Origin of the sequence: Sphingorhabdus sp. (assembly GCF_035329025.1) — a bacterium.
Taxonomy (GTDB): Bacteria; Pseudomonadota; Alphaproteobacteria; order Sphingomonadales; family Sphingomonadaceae; genus Sphingorhabdus_B.
The window spans coordinates 1-18,687 of record NZ_DAOLHN010000043.1; the positions used below are offsets into that span (position 1 = coordinate 1).

At 56.2% G+C, this 18,687-nt stretch carries 15 protein-coding genes; 12 read left to right on the forward strand and 3 right to left on the reverse strand.

The features are described from left to right. The 7 genes from PKC81_RS11815 to PKC81_RS11845 form a co-directional block, all read left to right on the forward strand. The coding region (locus PKC81_RS11815) for an NADH-quinone oxidoreductase subunit L (RefSeq protein WP_324336323.1) at positions 1–1,362 on the forward strand (1,362 nt) is incomplete at its 5' end. Then, a complete protein-coding gene (locus tag PKC81_RS11820) occupies positions 1,359–2,939 on the forward strand; it encodes an NADH-quinone oxidoreductase subunit M (RefSeq protein ID WP_324336325.1) in 1,581 nt (526 codons plus the stop codon). The genes PKC81_RS11815 and PKC81_RS11820, both read left to right, overlap by 4 nt. Then, positions 2,939–4,381, forward strand: a complete 1,443-nt coding sequence (nuoN, locus tag PKC81_RS11825; RefSeq protein WP_324336327.1) for an NADH-quinone oxidoreductase subunit NuoN — start codon at positions 2,939–2,941, stop codon at positions 4,379–4,381. The genes PKC81_RS11820 and nuoN overlap by 1 nt, the downstream gene beginning before the upstream one ends. 5 nt (positions 4,382–4,386) lie before the next feature. Then, positions 4,387–5,094, forward strand: a complete 708-nt coding sequence (locus tag PKC81_RS11830; protein ID WP_324336329.1) for a biotin--[acetyl-CoA-carboxylase] ligase — start codon at positions 4,387–4,389, stop codon at positions 5,092–5,094. A 13-nt stretch (positions 5,095–5,107) separates the two neighbouring features. Then, positions 5,108–5,896 (forward strand): type III pantothenate kinase, encoded by a 789-nt coding sequence (locus PKC81_RS11835; protein WP_324336331.1) that lies wholly within the window; start codon positions 5,108–5,110, stop codon positions 5,894–5,896. Next, on the forward strand, positions 5,893–7,536 hold the full coding sequence (locus PKC81_RS11840) for a ribonuclease J (protein ID WP_324336333.1): 1,644 nt from the start codon (positions 5,893–5,895) through the stop codon (positions 7,534–7,536). The genes PKC81_RS11835 and PKC81_RS11840 overlap by 4 nt, the downstream gene beginning before the upstream one ends. After that, complete coding sequence (locus PKC81_RS11845) at positions 7,533–7,817, forward strand: DUF1467 family protein (RefSeq protein ID WP_324336335.1); 285 nt, start codon at positions 7,533–7,535, stop codon at positions 7,815–7,817. Before PKC81_RS11840 ends, PKC81_RS11845 begins: the two co-directional genes overlap by 4 nt. On the opposite strand, the gene PKC81_RS11850 is transcribed toward PKC81_RS11845, so the two are convergent. Continuing rightward, positions 7,814–10,108: a hypothetical protein gene (locus tag PKC81_RS11850; protein WP_324336337.1), complete on the reverse strand. Its 2,295-nt coding sequence runs from the start codon at positions 10,106–10,108 to the stop codon at positions 7,814–7,816. The genes PKC81_RS11845 and PKC81_RS11850 overlap by 4 nt on opposite strands. Before the next feature lie 70 nt (positions 10,109–10,178). Between PKC81_RS11850 and PKC81_RS11855 the strand changes: the two genes are divergently transcribed. From PKC81_RS11855 to PKC81_RS11870, 4 genes are all read left to right on the forward strand, one after another. Then, positions 10,179–10,484, forward strand: a complete 306-nt coding sequence (locus PKC81_RS11855) for an Hpt domain-containing protein (protein WP_324336364.1) — start codon at positions 10,179–10,181, stop codon at positions 10,482–10,484. A gap of 78 nt (positions 10,485–10,562) precedes the next feature. Beyond that, on the forward strand, positions 10,563–11,768 hold the full coding sequence (locus tag PKC81_RS11860) for a hypothetical protein (RefSeq protein ID WP_324336339.1): 1,206 nt from the start codon (positions 10,563–10,565) through the stop codon (positions 11,766–11,768). Between the two features lie 114 nt (positions 11,769–11,882). Beyond that, positions 11,883–12,779, forward strand: coding sequence for a hypothetical protein (locus PKC81_RS11865; RefSeq protein ID WP_324336341.1), 897 nt, complete (start codon positions 11,883–11,885; stop codon positions 12,777–12,779). Further along, positions 12,779–14,143, forward strand: a complete 1,365-nt coding sequence (locus PKC81_RS11870; protein ID WP_324336342.1) for a HAMP domain-containing sensor histidine kinase — start codon at positions 12,779–12,781, stop codon at positions 14,141–14,143. The genes PKC81_RS11865 and PKC81_RS11870 overlap by 1 nt, the downstream gene beginning before the upstream one ends. Before the next feature lie 18 nt (positions 14,144–14,161). Here the strand turns inward: PKC81_RS11870 and PKC81_RS11875 are convergent, their stop codons facing one another. Then, entirely contained in the window at positions 14,162–15,448 is a 1,287-nt protein-coding gene (locus tag PKC81_RS11875) for a citrate synthase (protein WP_324336344.1), read from the reverse strand. A 277-nt stretch (positions 15,449–15,725) separates the two neighbouring features. Between PKC81_RS11875 and PKC81_RS11880 the strand changes: the two genes are divergently transcribed. Continuing rightward, positions 15,726–17,939, forward strand: a complete 2,214-nt coding sequence (locus tag PKC81_RS11880) for a ComEC/Rec2 family competence protein (protein WP_324336347.1) — start codon at positions 15,726–15,728, stop codon at positions 17,937–17,939. Here the strand turns inward: PKC81_RS11880 and lexA are convergent. Continuing rightward, a complete protein-coding gene (gene lexA / locus PKC81_RS11885) occupies positions 17,936–18,640 on the reverse strand; it encodes a transcriptional repressor LexA (RefSeq protein ID WP_324336350.1) in 705 nt (234 codons plus the stop codon). The genes PKC81_RS11880 and lexA overlap by 4 nt on opposite strands. Positions 18,641–18,687: the final 47 nt, after the last annotated feature.

Here is an 18,687-nt window from a genome sequence, read left to right on the forward strand (position 1 = left end):
CTGCTGTTCATCGGCGCGATGGGCAAGTCGGCCCAGTTGGGACTACACACCTGGCTGCCTGACGCCATGGAGGGCCCGACTCCGGTCTCGGCGCTGATTCATGCTGCAACGATGGTGACCGCAGGCGTCTTCATGGTCTGCCGCCTGTCGCCGCTGTTTGAAACCAGCCAGTTCGCGCTCAATGTCGTGACCATCGTAGGCGCGACCACTGCACTGTTTGCGGCGACCGTTGGTCTCGTCCAGACCGATATCAAGCGCGTGATCGCTTATTCGACCTGCTCGCAGCTGGGCTATATGTTCTTTGCCGCAGGCGTTGGCGCCTACAGCGCAGCGATGTTCCACCTGTTCACGCACGCCTTCTTCAAGGCGTTGCTGTTCCTAGGCGCAGGCAGCGTGATCCATGCGATGCACCATGAACAGGACATGCGTTATTATGGTGGCCTCAGGAAACATATCCCGCTGACCTTCTGGGCGATGACCGCGGGCACGCTTGCCATCACCGGTGTCGGCATTGTCGGCATTGGCGGTTTTGCCGGTTTCCATTCAAAGGACGCGATTATCGAGGCGGCTTATGCCTCGACCGCGCCTTGGGGTGGTTATGCTTTCTTCATCGGTGTCTTTGCAGCTTTGCTCACCAGCTTCTACAGCTGGCGCCTCGTCTTCCTGACTTTTTTCGGTAAGCCGCGTTGGGCGCAGTCGGAGCATATCCAGCACGCGGTGCATGACGACCATCATGGCCATGACGACCATGCGCATGACCATCATAGTGCGCATGATGACGGCACAGCCGGTTATCATCCGCATGAAAGCCCATGGCCTATGCTGGTTCCGCTGGGCGTGCTCACGCTGGGTGCCATCGCTGCGGGCTATCTGTTCAAATATGATTTCATCTATGCCGAAGAGGGCGGAACCGCTTTCTGGGCGGCATCGACGCTCTATTTCAACGAGCATCTGATCCACGCGATGCACCATGTGCCGCTTTGGGTGAAGCTGGCTTCGACAGTGGCGATGCTGACCGGCCTGTTCACGGCCTGGATGATGTATATCCGCAAGCCGGGTTCGGCGCAGGCGTTGGCTGGGCATTTCGAGCCGCTGTACAAATTCTTCCTCAACAAATGGTATTTTGACGAACTCTACAACCTGATCTTCGTCAAGCCTGCCTTCTGGTTTGGACGCCTGTTCTGGAAGGGAGGCGACATCGGGATTATCGACCGCTTCGGCCCGAATGGTTCGGCCGCAGCCGTTGGTCTGGGTAGCCGTATCGCCGTCCGCATGCAGTCGGGCTATCTCTACACATATGCGTTGGTGATGCTGCTTGGCCTCGTCGCCGCAATCAGCTGGTTTATGGTGCAAGCGCGATGAACGCCGCCGAACTCCCCATCCTTTCGATCATGCTCGCCGTGCCGATGGTCGGCGCGCTGGCATGTCTGTTTGCCCGCGACGAAATGGCGCGCATCATTGCGTTGACTGCGACCCTGTTCAACCTGCTGCTCGGCGTCTGGCTCTGGGCCAGCTACGATCCGGCAGGCGCACAGTGGCAGTTTGTCGAAAGCGCCGCATTGTTCGGGCCGATTGGCTGGAAACTGGGCATTGACGGCATTTCGTTGCTGCTCATCATGCTCTCGGTCTTCTTGATGCCGATCTGCATCGGCGCAAGCTGGCGCGCGGTGACCGAGCGGGTCGGGCTGTACATGGCAAGCTTCCTGCTGATGGAAACGCTGATGATCGGCGTATTCGCGGCGCAGGATCTGATGCTGTTCTACATCATGTTCGAAGCCGGCCTGATCCCGATGTATCTGATTATCGGTATCTGGGGTGGCAAGGACCGCATCTATGCGTCTTACAAATTCTTCCTCTACACGCTGCTTGGCTCGGTATTCATGCTGCTGGCGATGCTGTGGATGATCCAGCAAGCAGGTACGGCGGATATCCCGACGCTGCTCAACCATGATTTCCCACCCGAGGCGCAGACGATTCTCTGGTTGGCCTTCTTCGCGTCCTTCGCGGTGAAGATGCCGATGTGGCCGGTGCACACATGGCTGCCTGATGCGCACGTGCAGGCACCGACTGCGGGCTCGGTCATCCTGGCTGGCGTGCTGTTGAAGATGGGTGGCTATGGCTTCCTGCGCTTCTCGCTGCCGATGTTCCCCGAAGCCTCTGCGCAATTCATCTGGCTGATCTTCGGCCTGTCGATGGTCGCTGTCGTTTACACCAGCCTCGTCGCGCTGGTGCAGGACGATATGAAGAAGCTGATCGCTTATTCGTCGGTCGCGCATATGGCGATCGTGACGGTTGGCCTGTTCACCTTCAACCAGCAGGGTATCGAAGGCGCCATCATCGTGATGCTCAGCCACGGGCTTGTCTCTGGCGCACTTTTCCTGTGCGTCGGCGTCATCTATGATCGCCTGCACACGCGAGAGATCAGCCGTTATGGCGGCCTCAGCATCAACATGCCCAAATATGCGCTGTTCTTCATGCTGTTTACCATGGCGAGCGTCGGCTTGCCCGGAACCAGCGGTTTCGTGGGTGAGTTCCTGTCGCTGGCGGGGGCTTACAAGGTTTCGACCTGGGCGACGCTGATTGCGACCACGGGTATCATCTTGGGTGCCGGCTATATGCTCTACCTCTATCGCCGCGTCGCTTTTGGTGAGCAGGTGAATGCCGACGCAGCCGCGATGCCCGATCTCGACAACCGCGAATTGTGGCTGTTGGCGCCAATTGCGGCCGCTGTGCTGTGGATGGGCGTCTACCCTGAGAGCTTCCTGGCCCCGATCCGCCGCGACGTTGCGACGATCGTAGACCGCATCGAGCGTGCAGCGCCCGCAGGCGACAGCAAGCTCAAGGAACATGACAAGACGACCGCCAAATATCGCGTACAGGCGCATGGCGGTGAACATGAGAACGCTAAAGTTTCTGGGCCAGAGGGGGCCGCACACTAATGGACCTTTCAACCTCTCTCTATTTGGTCCGCCCGGAGCTGATCCTCAGTTTCTCGAGCCTTGCCCTTCTGCTGATTGCTGCATGGCGGCAGGAAGCCGGTCGTTTGGTCAGTATCTTGTCTGTGGCCGCTCTCGTTGGCGCAGGCGCCTATGCGGTGCACTATCTGTGCGCTGGAACCGATGCATCGGCCTTTGATGGCCTGTATCGCGCTGACGCCTTTGGCAGCTTCGCCAAAATCCTGATTTACTTCGCGGCGGCTATTTCGCTGATGATCGCGCCCAAGGCGCTCGAAAAAATGGGTGCGATGCGCGCCGAATATCCGGTGCTCGTCATCCTTGCCGCGGTCGGCATGGGCGTGATGGTGTCGGCGACCGACTTGCTCACGCTTTATATCGGCCTCGAACTCAACAGTCTCGCGGCCTATGTCCTCGCCAGCTTTGCCCGCAATGATGGGCGCTCGGCAGAGGCAGGGCTCAAATATTTCGTTCTCGGCGCCCTCGCCAGCGGCATTTTGCTGTTTGGCATGTCGCTGCTCTATGGCTTTACCGGGTCGACCAGCTTTGAAACCATTGGCACCGCGATGACGGGCGAACTCAGCATGGGCCTGCTTTTCGGTCTGGTCTTTGTGCTGTCAGGGCTCGCCTTCAAGATCAGCGCCGCACCATTCCACATGTGGACCCCTGACGTTTATGAAGGTGCACCGACGCCGGTAACGGCCTTCTTCGCCAGCGCACCCAAGGTGGCGGCCAGCGCGCTGCTCATCCGTATCGTGGTCGAGGCCTTTGGCAACCAGGTGCAGGCATGGCAGCAGATCGTGATGGTGGTGGCCCTGATGTCGATCATCATCGGTGCAGTCGGTGCGATTGGCCAGCAAAACCTGAAGCGCCTTTTGGCCTATAGCTCGATTAACAATGTCGGCTTCCTCCTGATTGGTCTGGCCGCCGGAACCGAGCAGGGCGTAGCGGCGATGCTGGTTTACCTTGCCATTTATGTCGCAATGACACTGGGCGGGTTCGTCTGCCTGATGCAGTTGAAGGGTCGTGATGGTGAGATGAAGGAAAGCATGGCGGATATTGCCGGGCTCTCGAAAACCCGCCCTGCTCTTGCTGCCATCTTCGCGATTTTCATGTTCAGCCTTGCCGGCATTCCGCCCTTGTTCGGCTTTTATGGCAAACTGGTCGTGTTCAATGCCGCGATAGCTGCGGGTCTGTTCCCGTTGGCGGTTATTGGTATCGCTGCCTCTGTGATTGGCGCCTTCTATTATTTGAAGGTCGTCAAGACGATGTATTTTGACGAGTCTGTTGACGTCATCGACGCCGAAGATGACAAGGTTTTGGGCTGGACTGGCGGGGCACTCGGCTTGGTCGTTTCTCCCTTGGGTTATTTGGCCATCCCGCTTCTCGGAGCGGTAACAGCGCAAGCTGCCGGAGCCTTGTTCTGAGCATTTTGTTCGAGCAGGTAGCACTTACCGGTTCCACCAATGCCGATCTGCTGGCGCGTGCTGCCTCGGGCGCGCCAGAAGGGCTTTGGCTTCGCGCCGACCAACAGGGCGGTGGGCGTGGGCGCATGGGGCGCGACTGGGGCAGCCCAGCAGGCAATCTCTACGCTAGCACTATAATAAGGCTGTCATCCGGCGACCCGCCCCCATCAACCCTCGCCTTTGTCGCGGGTTTGGCTGCCTTTGATACTATAAAGCTGGTCGCGCACGATACAGTCATCCAGCTAAAATGGCCCAATGATGTGTTGTCGGGCCATGGCGAGAAACTGTGCGGGATATTGCTCGAAAGGGCGGGTGACGCGATTATTGCCGGTTTCGGAATCAATCTCCTCTCACACCCGGAAGATATCGGACGCCCCGTCAGCGACCTTCGGGCTTTGGGCGCCAATCCGCCCGAGCCGCAAGCAGTTTGCGAGATATTGGCAGACCAATTCGCGTCGTGGCTGCAAAAATGGCGGCAGCAGCCTTTAGCCAACCTGCTGCGCGCATGGGAAGCAGCCGCACATCCCAAGGGCACGGCCCTGCGCGTCAGTCTGCCTGACGGTGAGCAGATTGACGGGCTTTTTGCGGGTCTCAGCGACGATGGTGCGCTCAGCCTGCGCTTGGCGGAGGGCGCAATTCGTGCCATTCACGCCGCCGATATATTCCTGATTTGATAAGGACAGCGTCATGCTTCTCGCGGTCGATAATGGTAACACCAACGTCAAATTCGCTCTGGTAGATGAGGCTGGCGAAATTGTGCAGCGCTGGCGGATTGCCACCGACGCGCGGCGCACCGCGGATGAATATGCCGTCTGGCTTGACCAGTTGCTGCAGATGGAGGGGCATAAGCGCAGTGACATCGATGCGGTCATCATCGCGACCGTTGTTCCGCGTGCGCTGCACAATCTTCAGGTTCTCAGCCAAAAATATTTCGGCATTGATGCTCTGGTTGCCGGGCGTGAGCCGGTCAGCTGGGGCATTGCGCTGAAGGTCGATGAACCACGCGCTCTGGGCGCGGACCGCGCGGTCAATGCGATTGCAGCTCAAGCGCTCGAGCCCGGTATCGACAAGATAGTCATCAGCTTCGGTACCGCGACAACCTTCGATCACATCGGTACCGAAGGATCCTATCTAGGCGGCAGCATAGCCCCGGGCATCAACCTGTCGCTCGACGCGCTCTATAATGCCGCCGCCATGCTGCCGCGCATCGCGATTGAACCGCCGCCGTCGCAGAGCGTTATCGGTCGCGATACGGTGGGGCAGATGCAGATCGGCATTTATTTTGGCTATGTCGGGCTGATCGAAGGTCTGCTTGGGCGCATGAAGGCGGAGATTGGCAGACCGGTGAAAGTCATCGCTACCGGCGGGCTGGCAGCACTTTTCCAGCAGCACAGCCATCTATTTGACAGGGTTGAACCCGATTTGACACTGCGCGGGCTTGCCAAGCTCTATGCAAACCGCGAAGGCGGGGCATGACAACTCCTAAAAATGAACTTTTGTTCCTCGCCCTTGGCGGGTCGGACGAAATCGGCATGAATGCCAATCTCTATGGCTGCCAGGGCAAATGGATCATGGTCGATCTTGGCGTAACCTTTGGCCATGAGGATTATCCGGGCATTGATCTGATCATGCCTGATCTGGAATTCATCGAAGACCGCAAGGCGGACCTGCTGGGTATCATTCTGACCCACGGACATGAAGATCATATCGGTGCCGTACCCTATTTTGCCGCTGATCTTGGCGTGCCGCTTTATGCGACGCCATTTACGGCTGCGCTGATCAAAGGCAAACTTGATGAGCAGGGCATAGCTGACGAAGTAGATCTGAACATTGTGCCAATGGAGGGTCAGATCAATCTCGGTCCGTTCGATATCCGCTTCGTTCCGCTCGCGCACTCCATCCTTGAAATGAGCGCGCTGGTTATCGATACGCCCTTTGGTAAGGTCTTTCACACTGGAGACTGGAAACTCGACGAAACCCCCGTCATCGGCACGCCTGCTAGTGCTGAACAACTGACGGCGATTGGCGACGAGGGCATCCTTGCGATGGTCTGCGATTCAACCAATGTCTTTAACGACAAGGCCAGCGGTAGCGAAGCGAGTGTCCATTCTGATCTACTCAAACATGTGACTGAGGCGCGGGGCAGGGTGGTTGTGACCACTTTTGCCTCAAACTCAGCCCGCCTCCAGACGCTAGCTGATGTCGCGCGCGAAGCTGGGCGCAAACTTTGCTTTGCGGGCCGGTCGCTCCACAAAATTGTCGAAGCCTCTCAATCAACGGGTTATCTCAAAAACCTGCCGGAAACGGTTGATATGGAGGCTGTCGATGCCTTTCCGCGTAACCAGGTGATGGTGGTCGCGACCGGTGGTCAGGGGGAAGCGCGCGCGGCGTTGGCCCGCATCGCAGAAGGCAATCACCCGGTGAAACTGGAAGAGGGCGACACCGTCATTTTTTCTTCAAAGCAGATTCCCGGCAACGAAATGGCTATCGGGCATGTGATGAACCAATTGGCACGCCGGAACATTATCATGGTGACCGAAAAACAGGCGCATGTGCATGTATCCGGACATCCCGGCCGCAATGAGTTGGCGAAGCTCTATGAATGGGTCCGGCCTGAAATCCTGGTGCCCGTACATGGCGAGCGTCGCCATATGGCTGAACAAGCCCGTTTTGGGCAATCGCTGGGAATTCCGAAGACTATTGTGCAGTCAAATGGTGATGTAATCCGCCTCGCGCCTAAAGGCCCAGAGCAGATTGGCAATGAGCGCACAGGGCGTCTTGTGCTTGATGGCGACACAATCATTGCCTCTGATGGTGAAACTCTGACACAGCGCCGTCGCTTGTCATGGTATGGGATCATCAACGTTGCGGTGGCGCTGGACGGTGACAACAACTTGCTTGGCGACCCGGTGATCCGCCTGCACGGAATCCCGATCGAGGCCGAGATTGACGACTTCCTCGACGAGGCATCATCGGCTGCTGAAAAAGCGGTGCGCGACTGGCGCGGCGACCTCGGCGACCTACGGGAGAATCTACGTCTTGCCGTTCGCCGGGTTGCGACCAGCTGGACAGGCAAGAAACCGATTGTCGATGTGCTGATCGTGGAAACTGCATGAACTGGACTTCTATCATTGCGATTTACGCACTGTTTTGGGTGCTGAGTGCCTTTGTCATTCTGCCCATCGGCGTGCGCAGCTACGAGGAAATGGGCCTTGAGAAGGTTCCCGGACAGGCCGATGGCGCCCCCGGTAATTTCAGGCCTGGCGTCATCTTGTTGCGTACAACCTTACTGTCGGCTGCGTTGTTTGGTCTCTTCTACGCAAACTATGTCTATGGCTGGATTGACCGCCACAGTTTTGATTTCCTGATCGCAGGCCCGGAGGCGACAGCGGATTAACTGCGCAAGCGCTCAATTGCCTGGGCAAGCGCGACATAGAGTTTGCCGACATCCGATGACAGCAACGTAACGCCGATGGCATTGCCATCCCGGGTGCTGAGCAGAACGCGCATCATCGATTCAAAATCGTGAATGTAGCGGTTTACATGTTCGCGGAACTCGGCGTCGTCGTCATAATGCGCCGCAATGATTTTCGCTTCGCCGCTATCGAGCAGACGAACTGCACGGCGTGTGAACACGCCACGGTCGCCCTTCAAATAAGCAGCCCAAGCGGTATCGGTCACCTCATTCGACAAAATCTTGGCAACATCAATTGCTGCAGAGTTCAACGATTCAGTCAACAGCGCCATACGACGTGCGAAACCTTCATCGTCGATCCCAGCAAAGGACGAATGCGCTTCGTTGACTCGCTGCTCCAGATTTGTCGCCATCTCGCCAACCAGTTTGAGCTGCGCCTCGATCCGTTCCTCGACGTCTGCGGCGAGTGTCAGATTGCGACCAAATGCTTCGCGCATCGCGATGTCGAGCGCCTTCACCTGTTGATCGGCCGCTGTTTCAATCGCGACGCGATTTCTCTCGTTCAGCTTGTCGGCGACTGCCGAAAGCTCCTCGTCGACAATCTTGCGGCTTGCCTCTGCTGCCTGTTTGGTGGTTTCGCGAACGCGCAACAGTGACGCGACAAGCTGTTCGTTGGCAATGCCCGACAGCTCTTCAAGCGCAGTTCGCGTATGAACGATAGCTGCCGACAATATATCGACCTGCTCGTGCTGCGCGGTCAGATATTCTGAAGAGCTTTCATTGAGGCTGGCGAGGGCGGAGCGTTGCGTCGAAACGAGCTGTTCAAGTTCGTGCACTGATCGTACGAGAGCACCTGTTCCTGCGTCCGCGATTGCAAGTTCTTTGTTGGCGGCGGAAAACGCAGTGCGAACATCAACGAACATGGCGTTGACATGATCGAATTTTGAAACAAGCCTCTCGGCAGTTTCATCAGCGATGCCTTCCAGATCAGAACGCATTGCGCCGGCTCGCTCTATCAACGCATCGGTTTGCGCCCGCGTACCTTTTAAACGGCCGTCCAGCTCTTCGCTGCGCTCATTAAGCGCCGAAACGCTGAACGCCAGCTTTGCGATGCTGTCACTGGCTTCATCGCCAAATTTCGAAAGCTCGTTTCTGCTTTCGACAATCGATTCCCTCACTCTGGCGAGCAGGGCTTTGCTTGTCGAATCTTGCGCGTCACTCACCGCTTCGAGATGGGCGATGGCTTCTCCCAAGCTACCCAAATTGCCTTCCAGCCGTTGGTGGCTCGCTGCCATTCGGTCATCAAGCTGGTTCGCAGTTTCAATCAGGCGCTGCTCCGCCTCGGTAACACCCGACGAAAGCGCAGTGAGCATGCCGTCAGCCAATTTCCCTGATTGTTCAACCGATTGGGAAAGCTCGGCGCTTGCAGCCGAGAGTTTTTGGTTTAGCGCCGAGGTGCTGGCACTGATGCGTGTATCAAGCGCCTCAAGCGAAACATTGGCGTTTGCGGCGCTTTCATCCATGGTTTTCAGGACACCGATGATTGCCTGAATCTGGCTGTGCGCCGTGTTGCCCGCAATGCCTATCTGGTTTGTCGCATCCTTGGCTGCGCTGGTCACGACCGGTAAGTGGTTCCGCAGCTGCTCCAGGTTCGTCACAGCGGCATTGCTCGCAACCTGCAGCATTTTGGCCCGTTCGTCGGAATCGGTTAGAGCAGCGTTCAACTGCGATGCTGCTTCTGTCAGCCTTTGAGCGGATAGGCGACCTACAGTTTCCAATTCCTTGGCGTTCTCCGCCAGGAAGGATCGGGCGAGCGCGATCTCACCGTTCACATTGCGCATGCGGTTTTGCAACGCATCGCTTTCGGATCTCAACAGAGCAGCAACATCGCCGAAGCGTTTCGCCTCGGTAGAACTCATGCGCATTGATAGCAGCCACAAAAGGCCGATCACAGCAACAGGAGCGGACCATTGGACGATTAGTTCACTAATCCGAGCAGGAGCAGGGAGAGCGGCCAGTTCCGGAAGATGCGCCCAAATGAAAAAGCCGGTCCAACCCAAAGCCGCAGAAATAAGGGTCAACAGAAGGAGTATTTTGCCCCAAGGCCGACCTGATTCGACGACATCATTCCACTCGTTTTCCAGATATTCCTCAGAGGCCGGGGCGTAAGCATATTCTTGCTGAACGTCCACCTGTTCCTCACCGTTATACTCAGAAGGGCTGGAATCGCTCTGCGAGCGGCCGATTTCGACTATCTTGGATTGTGCCGTCATGGGACACATTTACCACAATTTAGGAGTGTTGAAACGCAAAGTTAACCTGCCTGTGGATAAATATCGCATTATGGCAATGGACTATGGCGCATTTGACACATCTTTGAGCGCGGCTGCGGGTGATGATCCCGCACTTATGGCCGAGCTGCGCTTAGCGTTTTTGGATAGTGCAAAGCGCCAGATTGACCTTCTTGGAAGGTCTCGCTGCGATGCGAACTGGCAATATTGCTGTTTTCGACTCAAGGGGCTTGCAGCGAGTTTTGGTGCAACGGAAATGATGTATCTGGCGGATGAGGCGAATTCGGGCGCGCCAGGTGATCCCGTTGTTGTCCGAAAACTTGTGACATTGGTTAGTCAAATCGAACAAGGGATTTAATCCCAAAGCCTGAACGTGCTGCGGGCCTGATTGCCAGAAAGGGCTTGGCAATTTTCTGGCTGTCGGCATAGCGGATCAATGCCCAGTTTGCCGTCGGAAAATTTGAATATCCATTGCGCAGTGATCTGCGTCGAAACTCCGCTCGATAATTTCGGAGCGCCAGCGATGTTGCCGCAAATATTCGGCAAACCTGCAATATTCCATCAAGTCAAACAACTACAGCGGCTTGGCGTCGATGATATCATCATCGCGGTCGACGCTATCCCCGGCGAACTGCCGCAGCTGGTCGATCAGATGCAGGCGGAAGGTGGTAATGTCCGCTTGCTGCGCCCGGTGAATTTTTCCGATGCGGATTGTTTCGACGGGCCATTTTTGTTGGTTGCGCCAGAATTATGGATCGATGACGGCCTGTTGCAGGAGGCTTTGTCTTGGAAAGCGAACAGTGTCGGTACTGTTGAGGAAGGGCCTGCCAACGGCTTGTTTGAACGTATCGATTTGAACCGTCGCTGGTCGGGGATTGCGGTTCTCGAAGCCGGTATCCTGCTTCAATCGAGGAATATGCCAGAAGGCTGGAGCCTAGCGTCGTTCCTGCTGCGTCATTCCTTGCAGTTGGGGGCTTCGGAAGTCGCTATCAGTCAGCAGAGGATCACTGATGGCTCACTGCTGCACGTTTCCAGTACCGGTGATTACGAAAAACTGATTGGAGCCCATTTTTTTGAGTTCCGTCAATCTGGAACGGTGGAAACTTTCATTACCGATCTGTCGCGCAGATGTATTGCGCCGGTGTCACAGAAACCTGTTTTGATGGCGGCTTTTGGCTGGGCGCCAGTGGTTGTTTCTATCGCTTCCGTGGCAGTCGCCTATGGTGGCCATGTCATGGCGGCTTTAGCCGTATATGTCCTGGCTCTTTGCCTGGAAACATTCAGGCGACAATTACGAGCCATTGAATATCATGCAAAAACCAATGATTATCTGAGTTGGGCAATCCAGTTTGCAGGTACGGCAACTTTGCTGGCGTCATTTTGGCGCAGCGGGGAGTCGCTTGTCGACATGTCGTTTCTCACAACCCTTTTAGTGGCGCTGGTCCTGATGTCACAAATGTCACCAAAGGACAGGATGCTTCGTACTATTTCGCCATTGGCAGTCACTTTATCGCTGCTTATCGGTTTGTTTCTATTTCCTCTTTCGCTTGTCGCGAAGAGCGTCATCTTCATTCTCCTCGGGCTGAATGTCGGGGCTCGCTGGGGGCAGATGCGAAATCTCGGACAGTTAAATTCAAATTAACCCCGAAAACCCTATATCAAGTCCGTAGTTCCAGGAACATCGGATAGGAATCTGGGAGACACTGAAACCCCTGAGCTGCTAAATGCAGCAACCGCTTCTGCAATAGATGCGCAGATGCTGTGCGACGACCTCGCCCAGCTGCTGTTTCCGCGTGTCCAGAATGCACCAAGTGAAGCCATGCAGGCATCTGTCCGATTGGTACTGCAAATGCTGGTGCAAGGTATCGAAAGCGGGCTTGGTATCGAGCAAGTAGAAGTCCTTCCGAAAAGCTGGGACATTCTGTGCCGATCAGGTTTGCTTCGCGAGCAATCGCTTATGGAGTTTGCTCTTGCCCGCATTGCAGAAGAGCAGATTTCGCGCCGCGTTAACGAAGGCAGGCCGGATAAATTCGGGCAGATTGCAGCGCAGATGATTGACAGCAAGGATCCGACGCTGGCGCAATCTGCCCGTAATCTGTTGGTCGCGGAAAGTGCCTTTGAGTGGAGAACGCCAGAAAATCTTACAAGTCAGATGCCCGCCGAATTGCTACATCTTTTACTGTGGCGTGTGGTGGCAGTGTTTCAGTCCGGATCGATTGGCGACCGTCGCGATTATATCAAAGCTGGCAATCTGTTCCTGGCGGCACATGATGAATCGCGGACTTTGAACGCTGCCGCGGCAAAGCTTGCTTATTTTCTGCCCGATGAAGTCAGGTTAGGTTTGAACGATCCTATACGTGCAGGACTCTCTCTATATGTCAGCGGGTTGGCTCAGGAGTTCCGGATTACCCATGACCGGATTTTGCGCTTTATCGATGAAGGCCCCGTCGCACCCTTTCTGACGCTGCTGCGGGCGCGTGGCCACGATGCAGAATCTGCATTGTCTATTTTACAATATTTGCGTGGTGACCGTGACGATGACTATCGCCTTGCCTTCTCCCTCGAACAATTTGAATCCGTAAATGTAGATCAGGCGCGTTCGACGGTATTGCAGTGGCGGCTTGGCGCTGAAGCGACTGCGAGGGCCGGCTGATGCAGAATCTGCCAGCACGGCTCGCGTTGCCAATTAAATGTGTTGTCGACCAAGAGGGCCGTTTAATCGCGGCCGACGTCGCGATACGCAGGCTGCACGCTTCCAATGGTGGTCGTGATGGGGGCGTAATTGCCGTTCCCGGACTGCTCGACCTTGCGAACCTGTGTTGGCAGACAGGATTGCGATTCGAACGGAATGTCTACGCAGCCGATAAAGATCACGACATCGAACTATGGGTCGAAGCTGAAAAGAAAGACCGGAACGTCCATCTTTCTATTATCGGGTGGCAGGAGCGAGGCACGGCAGTTCTGTCTGCGTCGCCTTTCAGGACTCGTGCTGGGCAACATGTCGTTCGCAACGCACCGCAGTCCATGCAAATCAGTCGTTCTGGGGTAGTTTTGAGCGCGTCCAGAGTTTTGCTCGAAAATTTCGGGAATGAATTCGTTGCTTATGCGTTCGACGAATATTTCGATCTGATTGATCATCCGGCGGGATTTGAGGCTCTTCTGAGAGCGCCAGGTGATGTTCCCGAACGAGTGCGGGTCAGGAATCGTTCCACAGACGTGGAACTGACGGCACTGGTAGATCTAAAAAAGTCGGATACCGAATCTGTGGTTGGAGTTCATCTGGTATTCTTGTTGCCAGAAGCGCTGCCAACGGTTGGAAGCGGTGCCAATGCAGAAGAGAAGCATGCGAATGCCGGAATGGGGCTTGGCCGACACTTCGCAAATGCCGTTCGCCAGCCGCTGGGCCGCATATTGGCCAATGCTGAAACTATCGGGTCGGAATTGAACGGACCGATATTGGAGCAATATTCCAGCTATGCGAAGGACATAGCGTCAGCCGCAAAGCACCTGTCCGAACTGGTAGGCGATCTGGAGGATCTTGATGCGATCGACAGACCCGAGTTCAAGGTCGCGCGTGAGCCTGTCGAGTTGGGTGATATAGCTCGCCGTGTTTCGGGTTTGCTTGCACTGAAGGCGGCTGACCATCAGATTACGCTGATTTCCCCGGATGAGGACATAAAATGTGTTGTCGTGGGGGAGTTCAGGCGGGTGTTGCAGATCGTGCTCAATCTGGTCGGTAATGCTATCCGTTATTCACCTGGGGGCACTCAGATCCGCATCGCTATCAATCCCACTGCGGCAACCATATCGGTTGAAGATGAGGGGCCTGGAATTCCGGAGGAGGACCGCGAACGCATTTTCACCAAATTTGAACGGCTTGGACGCTCGGGAGATGGCGGGAGCGGGCTGGGCCTCTACATTTCCCGCAAACTCGCAAGAGCCATGGGCGGCGAACTGTTGATCGAAACCGGATCGACAGGCGGCGCACGCTTCACGCTCAGCCTGCCAATCGCATAATATTTACGGCTTAATTGCTCAGCGCTTGTCGACCGGAACATAGCTGCGCGCAGCAGGTCCGGTATAGAGCTGACGCGGACGTCCTATTTTCTGGCCGGGATCGGAAATCATTTCATTCCACTGTGCTACCCAGCCTACGGTGCGGGCGAGGGCGAAGAGCACGGTGAACATAGTGGTCGGGAAACCGATGGCCGACAGGATGATACCCGAATAGAAATCGACATTCGGGAACAGCTTCTTCTCGATGAAATAGGGGTCGTTGAGTGCCATTTCCTCAAGCTGCATCGCGACTTCGAAAATGGGATCATTGACCTTCAGCGCGGTCAATACTTCGCGCACCGTTTTCTGCATGACGGTCGCACGCGGGTCGTAATTTTTGTAAACGCGATGACCAAAGCCCATCAGACGGAACGGATCATTCTTGTCCTTCGCGCGTTCGATATAGTGCGGAATCTTGTCGGGCGTGCCGATTTCACGCAGCATGTTGAGCGCTGCTTCATTGGCGCCACCATGTGCCGGGCCCCACAGGCAGGCAATGCCCGCTGCGATACAGGCAAAGGGGTTGGCGCCCGAAGAACCGGCAAGGCGCACGGTCGAGGTCGACGCATTTTGCTCATGGTCGGCATGCAGGATGAAGATGCGATCCAGCGCCTGCTCGACAGCGGGAATGACTTCATATTCTTCAGCCGGAACGCCAAAGGTCATGCGCAGGAAGTTGCCGGTGTAGGACAGCTTGTTGTCGGGATAGATGAAGGGCTGCCCGACCGAATATTTATAAGCCATAGCCGCAATGGTCGGCATCTTGGCAATCAGGCGGTGGCTGGCAATCTTGCGCTGGACCGGATCTGAAATATCAGTCGAGTCATGATAGAAGGCGGACAGGGCACCAACCACGCCGCACATGATCGCCATCGGGTGCGCGTCACGGCGGAAACCGCGATAGAAGGTCGCCAACTGCTCGTGCAGCATTGTGTGACGCGAAATGGTATAGCTGAAATCGTCCAGTTCCTGCTTCGACGGCAGTTCGCCGTTCAACAGCAGATAGGACACTTCCATGAAGCTCGACTCTTCGGACAGTTCCTCGATCGAATAGCCGCGGTGCAACAACACGCCTTCATCGCCATCGATATAGGTCAACTGCGATTCACAGCTGGCGGTTGAAGTAAAGCCGGGGTCGAATGTGAAGCAATCAGTCTGGGCATAGAGCTTGCGAATGTCGATAACATCCGGACCCACCGTCCCCGATACCACTGGCAGGTCGACCTGCTGGTCACCCAAGTTGAGAGTCGCAACCTTGTTTGTCATGCGCGTTCCATTCACTCTTTTGGCCGGGGAAAGCCGATTTCATTTACTCCTGTCAAACCGCCAAATCCGGTTGTTTTTATAGTTTTGGCGGCCTCACAAGAGGCGGGAGACGAAAATACAGGCATAGCAAGACCGAGGTCGGAATATGCCCCTTGTCGCGGCTTCCTTGCGCAGTTTTGTGCGGCGCGTCAAGGGCATCGAAAACGGCTTGTTTCTCGTTGAAAGACAAGCATAACAGACTTTGTGGTGGTGCACTGGTTTCAGGGCTGGTCGCAACATGCAATTTGCTATCGATGAACCCATATCGATCACAGCCGACCATTCGGGCGGCAAATGGTTTTCCCCCATCGAAAACTGGCTGGAATTCGAACAGGAACGCCTTCCGCTATTGATTCCGGTCGCGTTGGGTCTTGGAATTTCGATCTGGCAGGTTTTTGGCGCGGAACAGGGGTTGTTGGTCGCCAGCGCCTGCGCTGGAGCAGCATTGCTCGGACTGTCGATTGGCCCATCGTCGCGGTTGAAGGGGCTGATGCTCATCGGCGCGCTTTTGCTCGGGCTGGGGTACGGCGCGATAACATTCAAATCATCGTTGTACGGCGCCGCACCGCTGGAAAGACCTTGGATTGGCAGGATCCACGGACGTGTCGAAAGCATAGAGGATGTGTCGGCGCGCGATATTGTCCGCTACCGAATATATGTCGGTCAGCATCCGGAACTGCCCCGGATTATTCGGGTGAATATCGACAAGGAGCTTGCTTCGCCTGACATCGCGCCGGGAAGCGTCATCGAGTTCAAGGTGCGATTGATGCCGCCACCCGGGCCCGCCTTGCCGGGAAGCTATGATTTCGCACGGGCAGCATGGTTTGGTGGAATAGGGGCAACCGGCAGGATATTGGGGCCAGTTCGCATCATTTCTCCGCCGCTCGATCGGCGGGATTTCTGGAACAACGCCCGCAACGCATTGTCGATGCGAATCCAGATGGCGATGGGTGCTGAAACCGGTCCGGTCGGCAGCGCTTTGCTGGTCGGTACGCGCGGCAGCATCGAAGATGCCGATGCGGAAGCACTGCGCAATTCTGGAATGGCGCATCTTTTGTCGGTCAGTGGGTTGCATGTGACCGCAGTCGTGGGCGGAACTTTTATGCTGGTGGCAAGCCTGCTCGCATTATGGCCTTGGTTGGCGTTAAGGGTGCCGGTGCCGCTGGCGGCAGCAGCTTGCGCGGCCATTATCGCCGTCCTCTACACTTTGTTGACCGGCGCGGAGGTGCCGACGGTTCGCGCGTGTATCGCGGCCTTGCTGATACTCGTAGCATTGGCGATGGGGCGAGACGCTTTGTCTCTGCGCCTGCTCGCTGCCGGTGCCACCTTTGTCCTGCTGTTCTGGCCGGAGGCGCTTGCCGGACCCAGCTTTCAGCTGAGCTTTGCGGCGGTTGGAACCATCATCATATTACACGACAGCACATGGATGCGGCAGTGGATGCAGCGGCGCGACGAGAGGCTATTCGTTCGCCTAACCCGGCAATTATCGGGGCTGCTGCTAACGGGCTTGGCCATCGAACTGGTGCTGGCCCCGATTGCCTTGTTTCATTTCCACAAAAGCGGCCTCTATGGCGCGCTGGCGAACATCGCGGCCATTCCCCTGACAACATTTCTGGTGATGCCGGCGCAATTGCTGGGCCTTTTGTCAGATGTCGTTTGGTCGGGTTTGGGGGCACCCTTTTGGTGGGTGGCAAAGCAGGGCATAACGGCAATTTTATGGATAGCTCATTCGGTGAGTGCAGCCCCGGGCGCTGTTGCTCTGTTACCCGAAATGCCGGTTTGGGCGTTTGGAACCGCAACGCTGTCAGGATTGGCCATCGCGATATTCGGGTCGCGCTGGCGATGGTTTGCGCTGGGTCCGATGCTGATCGCGACCATAACCATGCTCAGCGCCCCGCGTCCCGATATGTTGCTGACTGGCGATGGCCAGCATTTGGCGATCATATATGGCGACGAACAACTGGCGCTGCTGCGGCCGAGGGCCGGGGAATATGCACGCTCCATGCTGGGTGAAACGGCAGCAATCGGGGAAGAGGCCATGGCACTGGATGATATGCCCGGTGCAGTTTGCAATCCGGATGGATGTGCATTTGCACTGCAAAAAGGCGGGCGCCAATGGCGCATATTGGCCTTGCGGTCAGGCTATATGATCCCATCAATGGAATTGGCGGCGGCCTGTCGGCGGAGCGATATTGTTATCAGCAATAGGAGGTTGCCCTGGAGTTGCAAACCACGTTGGCTTAAGGCGGATGCCACATTGCTCGAACAGACCGGTGGGCTGGCATTTTATCTGGCCAATGCGACAATCAGCAGCGTTGCTGAAGAAAATGCGCATCAACCCTGGTCGGCATATGCGCCGCATCGCCTGCAAGCGCGGGCTGAACGGCGTGCAAAAGAAAAAGCGGCGAGGAAGGCCTCGCCGCTTTCAAAAAATGTTCTACCCAAGCCTTAGTGATAGCGGCGGAGCAGGCCAGCGAGCCGCCCCTGCACCTCAACCTCATTCGCGTCATAATATTGCGGGTCATAGCTGCTGTTCGCCGGATCAAGCCGGATGCGGCCATTTTCGCGGCGGAGATATTTGAGCGTCGCTTCTTCGCCACGAACCAATGCCACCACGATTTCGCCATCGCGCGCGGTCTGGGTTTTGCGGATCAGCGCATAGTCGCCATCGAGAATGCCTGCCTCGACCATCGAATCGCCCGATACTTCGAGCGCATAATGTTCACCCGAACCCAGCAAAGCCATTGGCACCGACAGCGAATTTTGCCCTTCCAATGCTTCGATTGGAACACCGGCAGCGATCTTTCCATGCAATGGAATTTCGATCACATCGTTCGCAGCCACCGGCAAAGTCTTGGCTGGAGCAGGGCGATGGTCAGCGATATTCGCGACCTTTGCGTTGACCGCCTCATTTTGCGAGAGTGAACGGGCGCTGCCACCATCGGGCATTTTGACGACTTCCAAAGCGCGGGCGCGATTGGGCAGACGGCGAAGAAAGCCGCGTTCTTCCAAAGCGCCGATCAGTCGGTGCACACCCGATTTGCTCTTGAGATCGAGCGCCTCTTTCATTTCTTCAAAAGACGGAGAAACTCCGGACGTTTCAAGGCGTTCGTGGATGAACATCAAAAGCGCGTGCTGTTTGGAGGTCAACATGGTTTGTTCCTGCCTGGTTGAACAGATGTGGAACGATTAGGAAACAA